This is a genomic window from Heyndrickxia coagulans 36D1, assembly GCF_000169195.2.
Lineage (GTDB): Bacteria > Bacillota > Bacilli > Bacillales > Bacillaceae_C > Weizmannia > Weizmannia faecalis.
The window spans coordinates 370270-387798 of sequence record NC_016023.1; the positions used below are offsets into that span (position 1 = coordinate 370270).

Below are 17529 nucleotides of genomic sequence, written 5' to 3' on the forward strand. Positions count from 1 at the left end.
AGTTTCGCTTGTTGCCTTCTGCAGCGGTTTTGCTTGCTGTCTTTGCCATGTGGTTTCGCTTGTTGTCTTCTGCATCGGTTTTGCTTATCGTCTTCCTGAAACGGGTTTTCTTTTCGGCAGCGCCCCAAGATTCATTTTTCCTCACTTGAAGCATCTGCTTGAAATTGTGCAAAACGGGGAAAATCGGTAAACTAAAGACAGAACTGATTGTGAGGGTGAAAACGATGGGCATTCAAATTTTTGCTGACAGTGCCAGCGACTTGCCGCTGTCTTTTTTCAAAGAAAACCATGTACACTTGATTCCGTTGACCGTGTATGTAGAGGACAAATCCTATGACGACCTTGTCGGCATTGACCCGAAAGAAGTGTTCCGCTTGATTCGCGCGGGGGTGGGTACAAAAACGTCGCAACCGTCACCGCAATATTTTGAAAAACTTTTTACCGATCTTGCCAAATCAGGAGATACCGGTATTTACCTGGCTTTTTCGTCCGAGCTGTCCGGCACGTACCAAACGGCGGCCATGATCGCCGACCAAGTGAAAGAAGCCTATCCCAATCTTGATTTAACGGTACTCGATACAAAATGTGCTTCGATCGGTTACGGCCTCGTTGTAAAAGCAGCCGCCGATTTACGGAAAAACGGGGCAGGAAAAGAGGAAATCATCCGGGATGCCGCATTCCGCAGCAAACATATGGAGCATATTTTCACAGTCCCCGATCTTGATTTTCTTGCCAGAGGCGGCAGGCTATCGAAAACAAGCGCATTTTTCGGCGGCTTGCTGAATATTAAACCGATCCTCGATGTAGAGGACGGGAAGCTGATTCCGATTGAAAAAATCCGCGGGCGGAAAAAACTGTTGCACCGTATGCTCGATATCATGGAAGAACGCGGCACAGACCTTGAACACCAGCTGATCGGCATCTGCCACGGCGATGATGAAACGGCTGCAGAAGAAATGAAACAGCTGATTGAAGCACGTTTCGGTACAAAACAATTCTTGATCAACACAATCGGCGCCGTGATCGGGTCGCACGCCGGGCCTGGCACAATATCCGTCTTTTTCCTGAATGAGCTGCCATAACGCCTTCCAACTTTTTTCCGGGTATACCGGTTAATAGAAATTTTGGACGGGTATAGACTAATGGTGATGGTCGGTCAATCCAAATTCCGGATTGCCGTTCCGTTTAAAAATTGAACGAGGAGTGGTAAAAATGGCGAACGAACAAAATGCTTCCAAGAAAACTTTACCCGCCCAGCACCAGAACAGGCAGCCCGGCACTGAAACGGAAATGAACCCGCAGCCGAAAAATGTAAAAGACAACTACAAAGGAAGCGGCAAACTAGATGGAAAAATTGCGCTCATTACCGGTGGGGATTCCGGGATCGGAAAATCTGTCGCCATTTATTTTGCAAAAGAGGGCGCGCATGTCGCCATTTGCTATCTGAATGAAAATGAGGATGCAAAACAAACAAAAGAACTGGTGGAAAAAGAGGGGCGCCAATGCCTGATCATCCCGGGCGATATCGGGGACGAACAGCATTGCCGGGACGCAGTGGAAAAAGTGGTCAGCACATTCGGCCGGCTCGATATTTTGGTGAATAATGCGGCCGAACAACACCCGCAAAAAAGCATTCTGGATATCTCGGAAGAACAGCTTGTGAGAACATTCCGGACCAATATTTTTTCACAATTTTTCATGGTGAAAGCCGCACTGCCGCACTTAAAAGAAGGCAGCTCCATTATTAACACGACTTCGATTACGGCTTATCAAGGCAGCCCGCAGCTGCTTGATTATTCGGCAACAAAGGGCGCCATCGCAGCATTCATACGCTCTTTGTCACAGGCGCTCGTATCAAAAGGCATCCGCGTGAACGGCGTGGCCCCGGGGCCGATCTGGACGCCGCTAATCCCGTCAACCTTTACGGCAGACCAGGTTGAAAAATTCGGTTCCGACGTCCCAATGAAACGCCCCGGCCAACCGTCCGAACTGGCACCTGCCTATGTCTATCTTGCGTCCGACGACTCAAGCTATGTGACCGGGCAAGTCATCCACGTAAACGGCGGCACCGTGATCAACGGCTGACGCGCACACCGGAAAGGCACATTCCTTTCCGGTTTTCTTTTTGCTTAAAAAAGGCGCGCACGGCACCGGCGTACATTTCCCCGGACCAAAGTCTCTTGATGCAAAACAGTGAACATTTTTACGGGCTAAAATCTCTAGCTCCGGATCCTTTTCTTTCTGCTTAAAAAGGTATGAAAACCCCTTCCCTTGTCAAAAACAAATAAGGAAATGATGCTCGGGAAGGAGGGCCGCAAATGGACGGACAGTTCAGATTAAAAATCATGGAATGCCAGTCCCGCGCTTTTTTAACCGGTTCAATCGAGAAGCTGAATGAAGAATGGGTGTTTTTTGATGATATATCTGATGAGGCATCGATGCTTGAGGAGTTTGTTGGCCAAAAAATTGAAATCTTCCATTCCGGGCGTTGGAAAAAAGGCGTATTAACAGAAGATCAAACCGTCATGTCGGACGGAGAAATGCTTCTTCTTGAAGAAAAAGCAAGCTTGCGGATTCCGAAGCCGCTCAATTTTTCGCTTGAGATGCTCTTCGGAGAGTGGGAGGACGGCCTGTTTCACCGCTTCGTCTCTTTCTTAAACGGGGCAGGCTTTTCTATTTATGATTGCATCTATTGTCATAATGTATTGTCATGCCTCGTCAACCTGGAGAAAAAAGAAGGCGTGAATTTCATGCTGTTTGATAACGGAGAGGCTATTTTATCCGCCCACCACCATTTCCGGTTGGGCAAACAAGCGGACGAGTGGTTCGAGTGTACATGGAGTGACGGAAGGCGCATGCTTTTGAAAAAAATGTAAAAAGGGAGGCAAGCCGACCCTTGCCTCCCCTCTCCATTTCTATCCTGAAAAATTGCACCGGTACCGCATGGGCGTCAATAAAAAGGATGCCATCCCATCGGCAGGCGCAGCCCAAGATACAGGACGGCGGCGAAAAAGATGATCAGCAAAACCCAGAGAATTCCCGTACTTTTTCTTTTAGAAAGCCGCAGCGTAATCATTTCCATCATCCCGATCACGAGAATCCCGCCGAGCAGTTTAAGGCCGTACAGGGCAGGATCGAGGCGCTGGTTATGGAAAAAGAGCAGCGCACCTGTGACGATGACGAGTATGTAAAACAGCCTTAAAACCATCTGGACCGTTTTAAACGCCTTTTCTTTTCCTGCGCGATGGAGGAACAAGGCCAAAATAAACAAAAGGATCGCAATGACCCATGTTGTGACATGCGCATCTGTCCGGGTTAACATCGTTCGATCTTCTCCTTTGCTTCTTTATCTGTCTTATACCCATCTTACTTTATTTGATGGTGTTTCGCAAAGTTCCCACCTTTTCAACCGTAATTTCAACCTCATCACCCGGATTCAAGAAACGCGGCGGATGAAACCCGTTGCCGACGCCGGCTGGGGTGCCCGTTGCAATGATATCCCCGGGTAAAAGCGTCATCCCTTTCGACAATTCGGATATAATCTCCTCAACCGGGAAAATGAAGCGGGATGTATTGGACTGTTGGCGGACTTCCCCGTTTACTTTTGTCACGATATCAAGCGCATTCGGATTTTCGATTTCGGAATGATCGACAATCCACGGACCAACCGGGCAGGATCCGTCCAGACTTTTCCCGATAAAATATTGCTTATGCTTCCGTTGAAGATCCCTCGCTGTGATATCGTTTAAAATGGTATACCCGAACACATGGGAAAGGGCATTTTCTTTTGCAATCTGCTTCCCTTCCTTCCCGATCACGACTGCCAGCTCCCCTTCGTAATCCAATTCGCGGGTAACCGTCCGGTGTGAATCAACCGGTGCTTCATGTGCATTGACAGTTGTTGTCGCTTTTGTAAACACGATAATATGTTCAGGAATATCTTCCGCGCTCCCCATTTCAATCGCATGTTCCCGGTAATTTTTGCCGACACACAACATGTTTCTCACCGGATTCGGAATCGGGGGAAGGCAGGAAACCTCGTGAAGCGGAACGAGCGCGCCATCAAGGGTTGCTTCCGGTTTTTTCAATGCTTCCCGGACACGGCCGGTAAACGCCTCGCCCGCCCGGATGCCTTCAAGCAAAGATGGCGGAAAACCATCCAAGACCCGTAAATTTAAAATCGTTGTTTCATTATAAAGCACACCGTATTGTACCTGGTCTTGCCAAACAAAGCTCATGAATTTCATCGTATACACCTCATTCTTTTTTGTCATTTCGATAACTGAGTCGCCGCCAGCCCCATTCAAGCGGCCCGTAGCGGAAGCGGTGCAGCCAAATGTCGGAAACCAGCACTTGCATAAGAAAAAGCAAAACAACAAGCAATACCCCGCTTGACACAGACAGCTTTCCGTAAAGCCCGAGACCGTAGGCGTAAAAGATCAAAGAGGCTAAACCAGACTGGCTGATGTAATTGGAAAGCGACATCCTCCCGGCCATTGCAACCGGCCTGAGAAAATCCGCCAGCCGGTGCTTCACACAGAGCTCAATGAGTGCAACATAAGCACCGCTTAAGATGACGCCGCCGATCGTCTCCCGGATATACAGAAAAGGCAGGATGGGGGCGACAATAACCGGCAACAGTTTGCAAAACAGGCCAAAAGCAAAGCAGCAACAAAAAAACAGCAGCCATTTTTTTGCCGGAATCCTCCTCTTTGTAAGCCAGCCTTCCCTGCAAACGCCCGCTCCCGCCATTATCAGCGGAAAAACAGACAGAAAAGCATGCCATGTGCCGGAAGGGCCGTATACCGCATACCAATCCAGCCACCTTCTTTTCGTAATGTCGATAAAGCTCCCGTTTGCATACACCTGCAATGAAGCGGTGGCATTGCGCCAGTCGGTATACAAAAGTGAAGCGTCCGGCGACCGGATGGCCATCACCATCAGGTAAAAGCTTATGAGTAAATGCGGGATAAAAAAGAGCGCAGCCCCGCCAAACATCAAAACTTTTCCTCCCAGTTTCAGAAAAGGCAAAAGCATCATGCCAAAGACTGCATAAGCCGCTAAAATGTCCCCCGGCCAGATGAGCCATGCATGGGCAAGGCCGAGAACGAGCAAAACGGAAAGGCGCCGGAAAAGAAACTGATAAACCTCGACCCCTGCCCTTTCCGCCCGCTGTTTTTGCACCATCAGCCCATATCCGAAAAGAAACGCAAAAATGGGATAAAAACTGGACTGGAAAAATACCTCAATCCATGTCACGATTGCCCGATCCTCCGCTTTGAACCAGTCATACGGATTTATATAAAGATAAGGGGACAGAAAAGAAAGCATATTGACCATCAGAATGCCAAAAAGGGAAAATCCCCTCAGTATGTCAATTGCAGGATTCCGCCGTTTTTCACGGATTGGCGCCCATTCAGCCATTGCAACGCTCCTTTTTTGTTTTTGCCTGTTAGGCGGATAAATCACCCTTTTTTCGGTTGCTTCATACAATAAAATATGAAAAAGCCAATTGCCACTGACCAAGGAAGGATGTGCGCGCCATGCCCGGTTTTGTCGGCGCCGTCCAAATTATCAGCATCGGATCAAGCGGCGTCTTTAATGTCGGTGACGTATTCCTAATTCAGCCGGTTGCCAGTTCCAAAACGTTTGCCGGGGCGGGATCTTTTAATACCGGTGAAAACCTGTCCATTACAAACTACCAGTCCAATACCAACACGTATGATTTTGATGCCATTGACCAGGGAAACTATTTTAATTTGTAACGGGTGAAAACAGATGAATTTTTACGTGCAACAAAGCATCCACATCCGCATGATCAAGATCGGCGGCATTACCAATTCTTCCGTCTTCCAAATTGGCACGTCCGGCATCATCAAGCCGGCAGCTTATTTGTATAATACCGGAAATTTTTCCGAACCGGCTCCTACTGCCGCTGCAGACCAGCCTTACAATCCGAATGTGACCGTTCCGATGCAGTCCGGCGCTTCCGCTTCAAGCTCAAGATAGAAAGCGCAGGCTCGGTTTTCCCGGCGTTATGCCTGAACATGACCGGCATGTTCTTTCCGGCTTATGCGCCATTTCGGGCTTGAAGCACCACTTTGTTTCGGGCGTCATTCTAAAAGCCGCGGCCTTGATACATTCCTGGCTGCAGGATGCGCGGACCCGGTTTTCCCGGCGTCGTGTTTGAAGCCGGCATGTTCTTTCCGGACAGATGTAGGGTAGATCGCGTGTGCTGAAACCGGCATGTTCTTTCTTGACACATTTAGACGGCAGCGACTTCTGGTATGTACACGTGTACGGAACCTGCACGTCTTTCCGGAGCCTGCGCCAGGTTCAGCATTGACACTGCACGCCGATTTTTGCTTTAAGTTCAAGGCTGATTGTTTCGTTCCGATCCAAGCCGGCGGTCACTGCCGGGCTTTAAGCCAGAAGGGGGTTTTTGAATGCCAGACCTTTTTGCCGAACTCCGGCAGCTTTACCAATACTTTCAACACCATGAAACGAAGTTGGCGAAAATGGAAAAGACGCTTGCCTCCCTCATAGAGGAGATTGAGCAGCTGAAAGCAAGGCCGCCTGTCCGGGTAGACCGGATCGAATATGCATTTGATCAGCTAAAAATTGAAACACTGGATGGCACCTTGAATATCGGCATTAATCCGTCTGACCTGTCCAGCATAGAGGATGCAGCCATCCCAAAAACGCAGGGCATCCCCCATGCCAATAATGAACACCGTGCTGCTTTAAAACAGGCGCTTACCGAAAAACTGATGGAATATTTGGAAAAAGAACTCCCAACAACGATCACCGACAATGAGCGGCAATTTAAAGTCCGCCTAAATCAAGAATATCATAATTTTATAAAAAATGACTTGAAAAACCAACTTCCACAGCGCATTGATTATTATATCAACCAGCTCAATTCAACCGGACCCGTTGAAGGCGAATGGTTTGACAAATTGCTCGGGCAAATCAAGGCGGATATGGCGCATGCCGTACAAGTTTTTATTTCCCATCTGCCGCCGCAAATGAACGGAGGTGCCAGCGATGGAACTGAACGTCACAAACCGTGAAATCTGTGTGGATTATGTCCAAATTATCGGGATTTCAAGTGCCTCGGTTTTCCTCATTGGCGATACGGAAACGATTCAGCAGGGAGCGGCCTTCGATACGCCGCCGGAATCCCTGATTATCAGTCCGTACGTGCCGTTTGTGCCGAGGGGATAGCAGGATGCAAAGAAACTCCTTTGTGGATACGCTCCGGGTCAAAACCGTCATATTTGGTTCGAACGTCATTGTTGGAGACTCCGAGCGGATCCAGATGTCTGCCGCCGTCCTTGCGATCCAGCGCCAGCAGGAATTGTACTACGGATTTGAAGCGCCGTTTCAAACTTTTCCCATTTTCCGCCTGGCCGTTCCGATTCCGCCAGTAACAGAACAAATCCGGTTTCAGGTTTACCAAGAAAATCCGGTCATAAAAGTTTCGAATGTAGAGATCATTGGGATGTCGACTTCAACCGTCATGCAAGTCGGAAGCACTAAATCAATCGCCCTTGAATCAAGGGTCCACCATACCCGTCAGCTAGACCCGAATATTCTGAAGCTTGGCGGCCGTGTTCCCCCGCGCACCGTTGCCGTCAGCGAGGAAAGCAGCGTCATGCCAGATTAATCCTGAAAGCAGGTGATCAAAATGCCGGCCATTGTAGGCCCTTTACAAATCTATAATGTTGGAAGCGGCATTGTCCATTTTGGCGACACAGCTGTCATCTCTCCGAAAACAAGTTCGAAAACATCTACCGGCTCCGGTTCTCTTTCCACTTCCGCATTTGTCATTACAAACAACGCGCTCAGTGCAAACAATACGGCTAACGGCAGTGTTGTCGACCAGCCATCTGCAGGAAACCATTAGAAAGGCAAAGAGGGCAGGCAAATTTTCCGCTACCTCGCTGCCTTCAAAATGGAAAGATAAATTTTTATGTGTTGCAATAGCTATGGCAAGAATGGGCTCCCTTAAAGGAGGGCCCATTTATGATTGGATTTCGAGAAGATGCCCGCCATCAAAGAAATACAAGTATTGCGCTTTTACCTTTTTCTTTAAAATGGTTTCCAGCGCCCTTGAATAAAGGGCCAGCTGGACTTCATAACGTTTGCGTAGGACAGGCTCTGCTTCTTCAAATCCGCCTTTAAACCTGCCATGGATATTGTCTGTCTTAAAATCGAGCAATACGAGGCCGTCTTTTTCCTCTGCCACGCAATCAAATATGCCCTGGATAAGAACATGTTCATCCGCAAGAGATGCATCTCGGTAAATTTCCGCTGCGGGAACGGACAAACTGAACGGCATTTCCCGCATCACCCGGCCGGCTGCTAGGATACGGCGGCCGATATCCGTTTCAAAAAAGCGGACAAGCTGTTCAGCCGCAATGGCATCCGCCTGTTCTTCCGTGAGCAGCTCCTGTTTCACCATCTCTTCAACCAGCGCCTCAACGGAAGCATAAGTCGGCGGCGCATCAAACGGGATATGCTGCATTACCATATGCATCGCTGTCCCGCGTTCAGCCGGCGTAATCGATTTTTCCTGCATAAAACGGGGGCGGTCAAAGATATGTTTTTCCGCATTCGGAATAAACCGGGTGCCATTCGTTTCGTCATGCTCTTCATGCATCCGTTTCAATTCAGATACCGATTGTTTGGCACGCCGGAATGTTGCCGGCTCATTGCTGTACCGGAAGCTTAAGCGCCCGAAAACCTGTGCTTTATAAGCGGATTCCGCCGCAACCGGGAGGCCGGCTTTCACTTGATGCTGCCAGTCCGCTTCCCCAACTTGTTCCGGTTCCTGGATATCGGCAAACTGTTCTTTCGGCAAAACGGCGATCTGCCATTTGGACGGGTCATCCAGCACCACCCGGCCGTCACTCCCGAAAAGCACGGTTCCGTCCGCATGCCTGCTGAGCGAAGGAATGATCCAGTCCAAATAAGTGCCGGCCGCTGCGCGCACATGGTCTGGCAACAGCCAGTCTTCCTGTCGCTTCGTTTTCCCCCATTTTTCCAGGCGCTTGCCAAGATTTTTCACCGTTCCGACCAAATACAGTTTTTCTTTTGCCCTTGTGAGCGCGACATACAAGACGCGCATTTCTTCAGCCAGCATTTCCAGCTTTTTCTTTCTTTTAAAAGCAAGCTGCGGCAAAGACGGGTATGTGATCCGTTTTTCCGGATGAATATACTTTGAGGCGAACCCGAAATCTTTATCAAGAAGAAACGCCTGGTTGATATCGCGCATATTAAATTTCCTGTTGAGACCGGCCACGAACACGACCGGGAACTCGAGCCCTTTGCTTGCATGGATGGTCATCAGGCGGACGACATCTTCCTGTTCGCTCAATGCTCTCGCTGTTCCAAGGTCATCCCCGCGCTCCTGCATGCGTTCGATAAAGCGCAAAAACCGGAACAGCCCCCTGAAAGATGTTTCTTCATATTGCCGCGCCCGGTCATACAAAGCCCGCAAATTGGCCTGCCGCTGCTTTCCTCCGGGCAGTCCGCCGGCAAAGTCATAAAACTGCGTGTCCCGGTACAGCTGCCAAATGAGGGAGGACAAATCCCCCTGCCTTGCAACAGACCGCCACACCGACAATTTTTCCATGAATCTGGACACTTTCTCATGCGCTTCTTCTTCCTCAGGATCCGGCCGGTCTGCTATAAATTTTTTCACCGCTTCATAATACGGACCCCGCTTTTCATGGATGCGGATAAGGGCAAGCGCTTCTTCATCGAGCCCGACAATCGGAGAACGGAGCACGACTGCAAGCGGAATGTCCTGATACGGGTTGTCAATTACCTTTAATAAAGAAAGCATGATGGATACTTCCGTCGCGTCAAAATACCCAGTTGAAAGTTCGGTGTACAACGGGATGCCCGCCTGTTTCAATTCTTCCATTATGGTCGGCGCCCATGCCATGGAACGCATCAGGATAACGATATCTTTGTACCGGATCGGGCGGAATGTGCCGGTCTTCGGATTGTAAACCTGTTCTTCGTCGATCAGTTTTTTTATTTCACGGGCAAGGTAACGGGCTTCAAGCTGGGATTGTTCCAGTTCGGCTCGGTCCAGCGTTTCTTCATCCGAAATGTCTTCTTCAATCGCTTCATCGGCCTGGTCAATCAATGCCACTTTGACCGGATGATCCCTTTCCGGATAAGAGGCGCCTGCCACAAGTGCAGCCTGGCTGTCATATGCCATCTCGCCCACCTTTAGGCCCATGATTTGTTTAAAAATAAAATTCGTACCGTCGAGAATTTCTTTGCGGCTGCGGAAGTTTTTCGACAAGTCGATTCTGAGACCTGTATCCCGGCCTTCCGGATCAAAATCCCGGTACTTTTTTAAAAACAGGTTCGGTTCAGCAAGCCGGAACCGGTAGATGCTTTGTTTCACGTCTCCAACCATAAACCGGTTGCCGTCAAATCCCGCCCCTTTTGCCACAAGGTTCATAATCGTTTCCTGTACCATGTTGACATCCTGAAATTCATCAATCAGCACTTCTTTAAATTGCTGCTGGTAAGCTTTGGCCACTTCTGACGGGGTGAGGCTGCCATCTTCATTTTTTTCAGCAAGAATGTCCAGGCAAAAATGCTCCAAGTCCGAAAAATCAACGATCCCTTTTTCCGCTTTTACCGCGCCATAAGCCTCTGCAAATTTTTTGACGAGCGTTCTAAGTTCCGCAATCACCGGCCGCATTTCCTGCATGTCTTTCAGGAACGATGCCGGCTTCCTTGAGAAAAAGTCTTTTTTTAAATCTTCAAGTGTTTTCTTTGCAGATTTCCGCAAATCATCGGCTGCTTTGACGAGTTTCGCTTCATATGCATCCCCTTTGCACGCTTTGGCGCGTGTAAACTGCCATGCATTCATTTCTTCATAAAGCCCCTGCCATGGACCGTGAATTGCCGCAAGCAATCTGTCTGTAATCTTCATGTCATTGAGATAATTTTCCGCCCTCGGCGCAGGCCCGCCCGGCTCTAAGGCGAGTCCATACGCTTCCCCCAGCATGTCTTTTGCAGCCTGCAGCTGGAGGTGAATATCAGCTTTCACCGCTGCCATAAACGGCAGGCTGTCCACCTCTTCCACATCCCCGGCATCATACAGCTCGACCATTTTATCGAGCCATGCAGACGGATCCGGGTGGGAACGGGAAAAATCGTAAAGCTTCCGGATCAGATGCTGGAGCTCGTCATCACTGCGGTCGTTTGAGAATGTATCGACTGTGCGGTAAAACAGGTCATTTCCCGCTTTCGCATACTCCGTTTCAAAGAGGTCATCCAGCACTTCATCGCGCAGAAGTTCGGCTTCTGTATCATCGGCGATCCTGAATCCAGGGTCGATGTCAATCAAGTAATAATATTTTCGGATCACTTCAAGGCAGAAGGCGTGCAGCGTGGAAATCGGCGCTTTATTCAGCAGGCTCAGCTGTTTCCGCAAATGATGCGAATCCGGGCGGCTGCTGATCGCCTCCTCGATCGCCTTACCGATGCGGTGGCGCATTTCCGCAGCCGCAGCATTGGTAAAGGTGACAATAAGCAGCTCATCAATATCGAGCGGATCGTGTTCATCCAATATTTTTTGGATAATCCTTTCCACGAGCACGGCTGTTTTTCCTGACCCGGCAGCCGCCGCGACAAGAATGTCCTGCCCTTTTGCCATGACGGCTTTCCATTGGTCATCCGTCCAGACGGCATTCGTCGGTTTATCCGGAATGTCTGTTTTCATCTGTGCTGCGCTCCTTTCTCATTTTGGCGAGGATTTCTTCCGGTTTTTCCGAGTGAATAAGGCGGTAATTGTTTTCTTCCATTGACTGGTCAAACTGACAGACCGAACGGAACGGACAGAATGTGCACGCCGCCTGTTTGTTTATTTTATATGGCGCGATATCCGTTGTACCGGACAAGATCGCATTACCAGCCTCTGTGTAAATATTGCGCACATAGCTGCGGATCGCTTCAAAGTCTTCTTTGCTTGCCACTTCGGACCGGGCCGTTAATTGGCCGTCCTTTTTCAAACCTGCCGACACAATCGCACTGTTGCCGGATTCAAGCGACCGGTCCATCAATGTGATCACTTCCGGGCTGTCCAGCAATAGTCCTCGCATCCGGAAGTCTTTTAAAATTTCTTCTTCAATTTCTTCAGCCGACAACATTTTTTCCGCCGAAATCAGCGGGTCATGAAGATGGAAATACAAAACGCCTGCCGGAATCGTTTCTTCCCCTGTCAGCTGTTTCGAATACGTCATAATGAGATCCAGATAGGTGAGCATTTGCAAATCAAGGCCGTAATACACATTTGTCAAATCGAGCTTGTGCGCACTTGATTTGTAATCGATGATCCTGACGTACACACCGTTTTCACTTTCCGCCTTGTCGACGCGGTCAATCCGGCCCTGCAGCTCCATTTTCGCCCCGTTTTTCAATGTAAACGAAAGCGGTGGGAGCTCTTTTTTCGGCCCAAAAGCGAGTTCCATCGCGACCGGTTCAAAGCCGCTCCGTTTCGCATGGACGCTTAAAATATATGAAGCCCTTCCGACAACCTGTTCCAGTTTCCTTTTAATATATTGGTAGCGTTTTGAACTGAGCAGGATTTGATGCTGCAATTTCGGGGCAAGATCGTCCACAGCCGCTTTTGCGAGCTCCATGCTTTGCTGTTTTGTGATCTCTGACCACGGAATGCCTTCGCGCTGCAGTGTGTCGGAAATCCATTTCAATGCACCATGAAAAAGATCCCCGATATTCGGCGCATCAAGGCGGAACACATCCCGCTCCCGCAGCCTCAGCCCGTATGTCGAAAAATGGGAAAACGGGCAGGTGAAAAACTGCTCCATTCTCGATACGCTGGCAAGGATATGGTCGCCGTACAGTTCCCGGCTCGTTTTTTCGGAGAGCTTCCGGGCTTTGTTTTGGTAAAACAAACTGGAAAAAGCATGGGCCGCCCGATTTTTCCATTCCGGGTGCTCCATATAAAAGTTATACGTATCCCACCAGAAGTCGGCCATCGGATACCCTCTTTTTTTCAACTGCAGCTGCGAAGTGACAAAAGCAATGGCAGCCGCCGGATGGGAGATGTATGCAGCTTGCTGTTTCTCTTCCAGTTCCGCCGGGTCATTCACCCATAATGCGCCGCCGCGGGCCGGGAACATGTCCTCTATCCGGTTGATGAACGGGGACGGTAGCAATGCTTTCCCTTCTTCATCGGCAAGCGGAAAAGATAGAACCAGTTTTTCAGACGGTGTCGTCAATGCCCGGTAAAAGATAAATTCTTCGTCGAGCAGGCGCCTTTTGCTGCCGGGCATAATTTCAAGCCCGGTAAGTCTTAAATATTCACGCTCTTCATCATTTAAAACGCCATCTTCGGAAATTTTCGCCGGCATGACCCCGTCATTGACCCCAATGATAAACGCCAGTTTGACATCAGACAGCCGGGACTGCTCCAGATTCGCCACGAGCACCTGGTCCAAAGCCGGAGGAACGATCGAAAATTTTAATGACTCAAGCCCGGTTTCCATAATGGCAGAGAATTTCCCAACATCAGCAGGTTCATCGCCAAGGATTTCAACATACTGATCCAAAACGCCCATGACTTCATCCCATGCCTGGTCGTGTTCCCTGGCAGCGACAAGATCCCCCGCTTCTTCCTTTTCAAGCCGGAGCGCTTCCAGTTTTTCCGGAATCTCCAATTCTTCGAGATAAAGATACAACGCTTCACAAAGCGCTTTTCCAGTGCGGGCGCGCTTCAAACGCCGCGACAGGCGCAAAATCGGCGCCGTGACGAGAAGCCTGAGTTCATTCAGTTCCTGTTCGATTTTTCTTTCCTCATCCGTTTGTGGCAGGTTTTCTAGTTCGAGGCCGCGGATCCGCCGGTATTCCCATCTTTTTCTACTCGTCCACCGTTCCCCCTGGATGCCGTAAGCCAGACAATAGTTTTCAAGCCGGTCCATTTTTTCACGCAGCATACGGGTATCTCCAGGCGGAAACAGCAATTCTGTTTTGATGGCACGGAAAACCGGTTCATAACGCCAGTTGCCGCGGATGATTTCCAAAGTCGAACGGATCAGTTCAATGAGCGGATGGTTCAGCATCGGCCGTTTTCTGTCAATAAAATACGGCACATCATAATCGTAAAAAACCGTTTCGATTAAATCCTGATAGGCCTCCCCGTTGCGAACAAGGAGAGCAATGTCACGATAGCGGCAGCTGCCTTCCATAACCGCTTCACGGATGGAACGGGCAACGCCTTCGATTTCTGCCCGCCGGTTGTTCGCCTGCCAGATTTCGATGCTGCTTTCCCCCGGAAAAGAAGGAAACGGGAGTTCTTCAAACCGGGACTGCAAAAAGCGCAAACTTTCATGCCGGAAACGGACCGGTTCATACAGCGCCACGTCTTCTTCCGTTTCAATTTGAAAGGCGCGCGCCAGTTCATAAATATGGGCATAGGCTTCTCCCGGCATCCGGAACAAGTATAAATCATCCGGCTGCATCCCGCGGAAAGCCCGGTCCGTTGTGAGCGCAACCGTCACGCGGCGACATTTTTTCAGGAGTTCCCCGATCACCAAGTATTCCTGCGGGTTAAAAGTATGGAAGCCGTCTATATAAATTTCCGCATCGTCCAGATAGCGGGATTTTTCAATGGCAGAAGCAAGCAGCCTTAAGTAATCTTCCGAATCAATGTATTTGCCTTCCAGCTTTTGTTCATATGCCTGATATACGCATTCCAAATCGTGCAGCTTGTCGGAAAGCACTCTTTCCCCGTCCGCTTCCTCGATTGACGCACGTTTTTCCTGAAGCTGTGCAGGTGAAACGCAAAATCGTTTGAATTCAGTCAGAATGCGTTCGACATTGTCAATAAAGCCGGTCTTATCCGCCGCCCGCGTGAAAACCGACAGTTCTTCTTTTTGGTCTTCCAAAATTTTCCGAATGAGCATATTTAACCCGCTGCTCGATACATGGGTACGGCTGATCCCGCCGACTTCCTGCAATATTTTCCAGGCAAGGCGCGTAAAACTGTACACCTGGGCGCGGATCATCCCGCCCAGTTCAGGGTCATGCGCAAGCCGTGTTTCCGATAAAAAAGTCATTTGCTCCGGAACAAGGTAAATGAGCGGTGCCCCGCCCGGATCGCCAAGCAGTTTCTGCCTGATTTCACGGTGGATGAAAGCTGTCTTTCCTGTCCCGGGGCGCCCGGTAATAAATCGAAGGGACAATTGGTTCACTTCCTTTTGATGAGCTCAGTGGCTCCATATCCGGAAACATGCCGGACAAGGAACATTTGTTCTTTTATTGTAACGGATATTTTTCTATGAATCAAGCTTTTTGCCAAAAAATATGCTTCCTGTTTTTTCTGCCGGGGGATGCCCCGCTTCCAAGTAAAATACTGCCTTTTCCCGCCCCCGGAAAAGTCCTTCCCACCAATCCGGATGCCCTCCCCATCCGGCCGGGCCACGCAACCGCCATTGGAGCGCTCTCCCTGCTTCCGGCCGGTCGTATCATTTTTTCATATGCCAAAAAAAAGCACTGCCTGTTCCGGGAAACGTCCCGCAAAATGCAGTGCTTTTACACCTCTTAATCCCCGTTAAACAAATTAAACAAGCCTTTTGCCATGCTGCCTTCATCCTTCGAACCACCGGCTGCCGGCATTGCAGCAAATACGCGGCTGGCCAGGCGGCTGAACGGCAGCGACTGCACCCAGACCGATCCCGGCCCGCGTAAAGTGGCAAAGAACAGGCCCTCTCCCCCAAACAGGGCTGTTTTGATCCCTTTGACAAATTCAATGTCATAATCGATCGTCCGTGACATGGCGACAAGGCAGCCTGTATCCACCTTTAATGTTTCGCCGGGTGCGAGCTCGCGTTTCTGGATCGTGCCGCCTGCATGAATAAAGGCAAGGCCGTCTCCCTCAAGCTTCTGCATAATAAATCCTTCCCCGCCGAAAAACCCTGTTCCAAGTTTCCGCTGAAATTCAACACCAACTGAAACCCCTTTTGCCGCTGCCAAAAATGCATCTTTCTGGCAAATGATTTTCCCCCCTTGTTCACTTAAATCCATCGGTACAATTTTGCCCGGATAAGGCGCTGCAAACGCTACGTGCTTTTTATCACGGCCTTCGTTCGTAAAGGCGGTCATAAAAAGACTTTCACCGGTGATCAGCCGTTTTCCTGCGGAGAACAGTTTTCCCATAATGCCGCCTTGGCTGCCCGATCCGTCGCCAAAAATCGTTTCCATCCGGATGCCGTCTTCCATCATCATCAAGCTGCCGGCCTCAGCGATGACGGTCTCCTGCGGGTCGAGCTCGACTTCAACAAACTGCATGTCGTCCCCGACCAGTTTAAAATCAATATCGTGGTTGTTCATTTCCCTACCTCCTCAAAATGCACCCCCCCTGTATACGGACTTGCAGTTCGCAATGTTTCATTTTTATTTCTCGGGCAGGCGTTCGTTTTATTGGACGAAAAGGCAGGGACCCCCTCCCCTGCCAAGCTTAAATCCAATACAGCCCGCTGTCTTCCATCGCTCTGTACCCCTGCTGTTTCATGAATTGCATGCGGGAGCGCCGGATATTGAGTTCATAAGCAACCTGCAAAGCAGCCGCTTTATGGTACTGATTGATAAACGATCCATAGCTGATTGGCAACACGAGTGATTGATTGTTTGAAAAAATCACTTCAGTTTTTTTGCCTTCTGGGGTGTGGTCTTTAATATGCCCGGAGATCAGCCAAATACAGTCCGGCTGGCTGGGCGATTTTGTTGGAAAAATTATGGTAGCTGTATGAGGATCAACGAGGATCGGCGGCTTGTGCCGAACATGAATCAGGCTTTTTGTCGCATTTTTTCTTCCTTCGTAATCGCTTCCAAAGTATTGACAGCTTTTTTTCACGATACTCAGGTGAAGTTCCGGCACAAATCGTTCCCGATCCACTTCCAGTATTTTTGTCCCTTTTTCTCCTCCCTCCTGGCAAGGAATCAGCGCAATCGTATTTGGATGAATGTCCAATTCTCCATGTTGCATAAAGTATTCCCCCATTCTATTTTTCTCATAATTCACTTTCTATTATAGTACAAATTTCCTACATTTCTAGTCGTTTTTCTAAAAATATGCATTTTTTTCCTTATTTACCGTTTCAGAAAAATTCAATTTTTACATTGCTTTTTATTGAAATGCTCTGTATAATAAAAAAAAGCGGAAAAAGGTGATCATACATGGAAAACAAAAAATCTTTCTCTGACGTGCCGAAAGAAAGCCCGAAGTCCCGGATTCAGATGGAGAAATTTGTGGAACACATTTACACGGACATGTTGCTGAATGAGATCCTGCTGAACAAAAAAAGAGAAGCGTTGTTAAGAAAAATTGACCATGTACTTGATCTTCGCGATAAGGAGCAGTTCATGTATTTAACGAACGAACTGAAAAAAATCAACCTGCAATTTGGATAAATACAGGCCGTGCAAACAGGCCCGTCCCGTTTGCACGGCTTTTCTTTTGCATAAAAATGGCAA

At 49.1% G+C, this 17529-nt stretch carries 17 protein-coding genes; 10 read left to right on the forward strand and 7 right to left on the reverse strand.

Features of this window, described 5'->3' with window-relative positions; genetic code table 11:
* Window positions 1–224: 224 nt before the first annotated feature.
* The 3 genes from BCOA_RS19045 to BCOA_RS19055 all read left to right on the forward strand — a co-directional run bounded on the left by BCOA_RS19045 (window position 225) and on the right by BCOA_RS19055 (window position 2876).
* Entirely contained in the window at window positions 225–1082 is an 858-nt protein-coding gene (locus BCOA_RS19045) for a DegV family protein (RefSeq protein WP_014095753.1), read from the forward strand.
* A gap of 130 nt (window positions 1083–1212) precedes the next feature.
* Entirely contained in the window at window positions 1213–2085 is an 873-nt protein-coding gene (locus tag BCOA_RS19050; RefSeq protein WP_014095754.1) for an SDR family oxidoreductase, read from the forward strand.
* A gap of 233 nt (window positions 2086–2318) precedes the next feature.
* Window positions 2319–2876, forward strand: coding sequence for a DUF2777 domain-containing protein (locus tag BCOA_RS19055; protein ID WP_014095755.1), 558 nt, complete (start codon window positions 2319–2321; stop codon window positions 2874–2876).
* A 74-nt stretch (window positions 2877–2950) separates the two neighbouring features.
* Here the strand turns inward: BCOA_RS19055 and BCOA_RS19060 are convergent, their stop codons facing one another.
* Genes BCOA_RS19060 through BCOA_RS19070 form a run of 3 tightly spaced genes read right to left on the reverse strand, consistent with a single transcriptional unit; the run spans window position 2951 to window position 5424 of the window.
* Complete coding sequence (locus tag BCOA_RS19060; RefSeq protein WP_014095756.1) at window positions 2951–3322, reverse strand: YisL family protein; 372 nt, start codon at window positions 3320–3322, stop codon at window positions 2951–2953.
* Between the two features lie 49 nt (window positions 3323–3371).
* Window positions 3372–4247, reverse strand: coding sequence for a fumarylacetoacetate hydrolase family protein (locus BCOA_RS19065; protein ID WP_014095757.1), 876 nt, complete (start codon window positions 4245–4247; stop codon window positions 3372–3374).
* A 10-nt stretch (window positions 4248–4257) separates the two neighbouring features.
* On the reverse strand, window positions 4258–5424 hold the full coding sequence (locus tag BCOA_RS19070) for a DUF418 domain-containing protein (protein WP_014095758.1): 1167 nt from the start codon (window positions 5422–5424) through the stop codon (window positions 4258–4260).
* Between the two features lie 119 nt (window positions 5425–5543).
* Between BCOA_RS19070 and BCOA_RS19075 the strand changes: the two genes are divergently transcribed.
* The 6 genes from BCOA_RS19075 (at window position 5544) to BCOA_RS19100 (ending at window position 7909) form a co-directional block, all read left to right on the forward strand.
* Window positions 5544–5765 (forward strand): spore germination protein, encoded by a 222-nt coding sequence (locus BCOA_RS19075; protein ID WP_013858760.1) that lies wholly within the window; start codon window positions 5544–5546, stop codon window positions 5763–5765.
* 13 nt (window positions 5766–5778) lie between these two features.
* Entirely contained in the window at window positions 5779–6009 is a 231-nt protein-coding gene (locus BCOA_RS19080; protein ID WP_035182062.1) for a spore germination protein GerPB, read from the forward strand.
* 437 nt (window positions 6010–6446) lie between these two features.
* Window positions 6447–7073, forward strand: coding sequence for a spore germination protein GerPC (locus BCOA_RS19085; protein WP_014095759.1), 627 nt, complete (start codon window positions 6447–6449; stop codon window positions 7071–7073).
* Window positions 7048–7227 (forward strand): hypothetical protein, encoded by a 180-nt coding sequence (locus BCOA_RS19090; protein WP_014095760.1) that lies wholly within the window; start codon window positions 7048–7050, stop codon window positions 7225–7227. The genes BCOA_RS19085 and BCOA_RS19090 overlap by 26 nt, the downstream gene beginning before the upstream one ends.
* A 4-nt stretch (window positions 7228–7231) precedes the next feature.
* Window positions 7232–7669, forward strand: a complete 438-nt coding sequence (locus tag BCOA_RS19095; RefSeq protein ID WP_014095761.1) for a spore germination protein GerPE — start codon at window positions 7232–7234, stop codon at window positions 7667–7669.
* Window positions 7670–7690: 21 nt separating this feature from the next.
* A complete protein-coding gene (locus tag BCOA_RS19100) occupies window positions 7691–7909 on the forward strand; it encodes a spore germination protein (protein ID WP_013858756.1) in 219 nt (72 codons plus the stop codon).
* Window positions 7910–8026: 117 nt separating this feature from the next.
* Here the strand turns inward: BCOA_RS19100 and addA are convergent, their stop codons facing one another.
* The 4 genes from addA to BCOA_RS19125 all read right to left on the reverse strand — a co-directional run bounded on the left by addA (window position 8027) and on the right by BCOA_RS19125 (window position 17041).
* Window positions 8027–11758, reverse strand: a complete 3732-nt coding sequence (gene addA / locus BCOA_RS19105; protein ID WP_014095762.1) for a helicase-exonuclease AddAB subunit AddA — start codon at window positions 11756–11758, stop codon at window positions 8027–8029.
* Window positions 11736–15239, reverse strand: coding sequence for a helicase-exonuclease AddAB subunit AddB (gene addB, locus BCOA_RS19110; RefSeq protein ID WP_014095763.1), 3504 nt, complete (start codon window positions 15237–15239; stop codon window positions 11736–11738). The genes addA and addB overlap by 23 nt, the downstream gene beginning before the upstream one ends.
* Window positions 15240–15597: 358 nt before the next feature.
* Window positions 15598–16386 carry a TIGR00266 family protein gene (locus tag BCOA_RS19120; RefSeq protein ID WP_014095764.1) on the reverse strand — a complete coding sequence of 263 codons (789 nt, stop codon included), beginning with the start codon at window positions 16384–16386 and terminating at the stop codon, window positions 15598–15600.
* 127 nt (window positions 16387–16513) lie between these two features.
* Entirely contained in the window at window positions 16514–17041 is a 528-nt protein-coding gene (locus BCOA_RS19125; protein ID WP_014095765.1) for a competence protein ComK, read from the reverse strand.
* A gap of 191 nt (window positions 17042–17232) precedes the next feature.
* Between BCOA_RS19125 and BCOA_RS19130 the strand changes: the two genes are divergently transcribed.
* Window positions 17233–17466: an IDEAL domain-containing protein gene (locus BCOA_RS19130; protein ID WP_014095766.1), complete on the forward strand. Its 234-nt coding sequence runs from the start codon at window positions 17233–17235 to the stop codon at window positions 17464–17466.
* Window positions 17467–17529 lie beyond the last annotated feature (63 nt).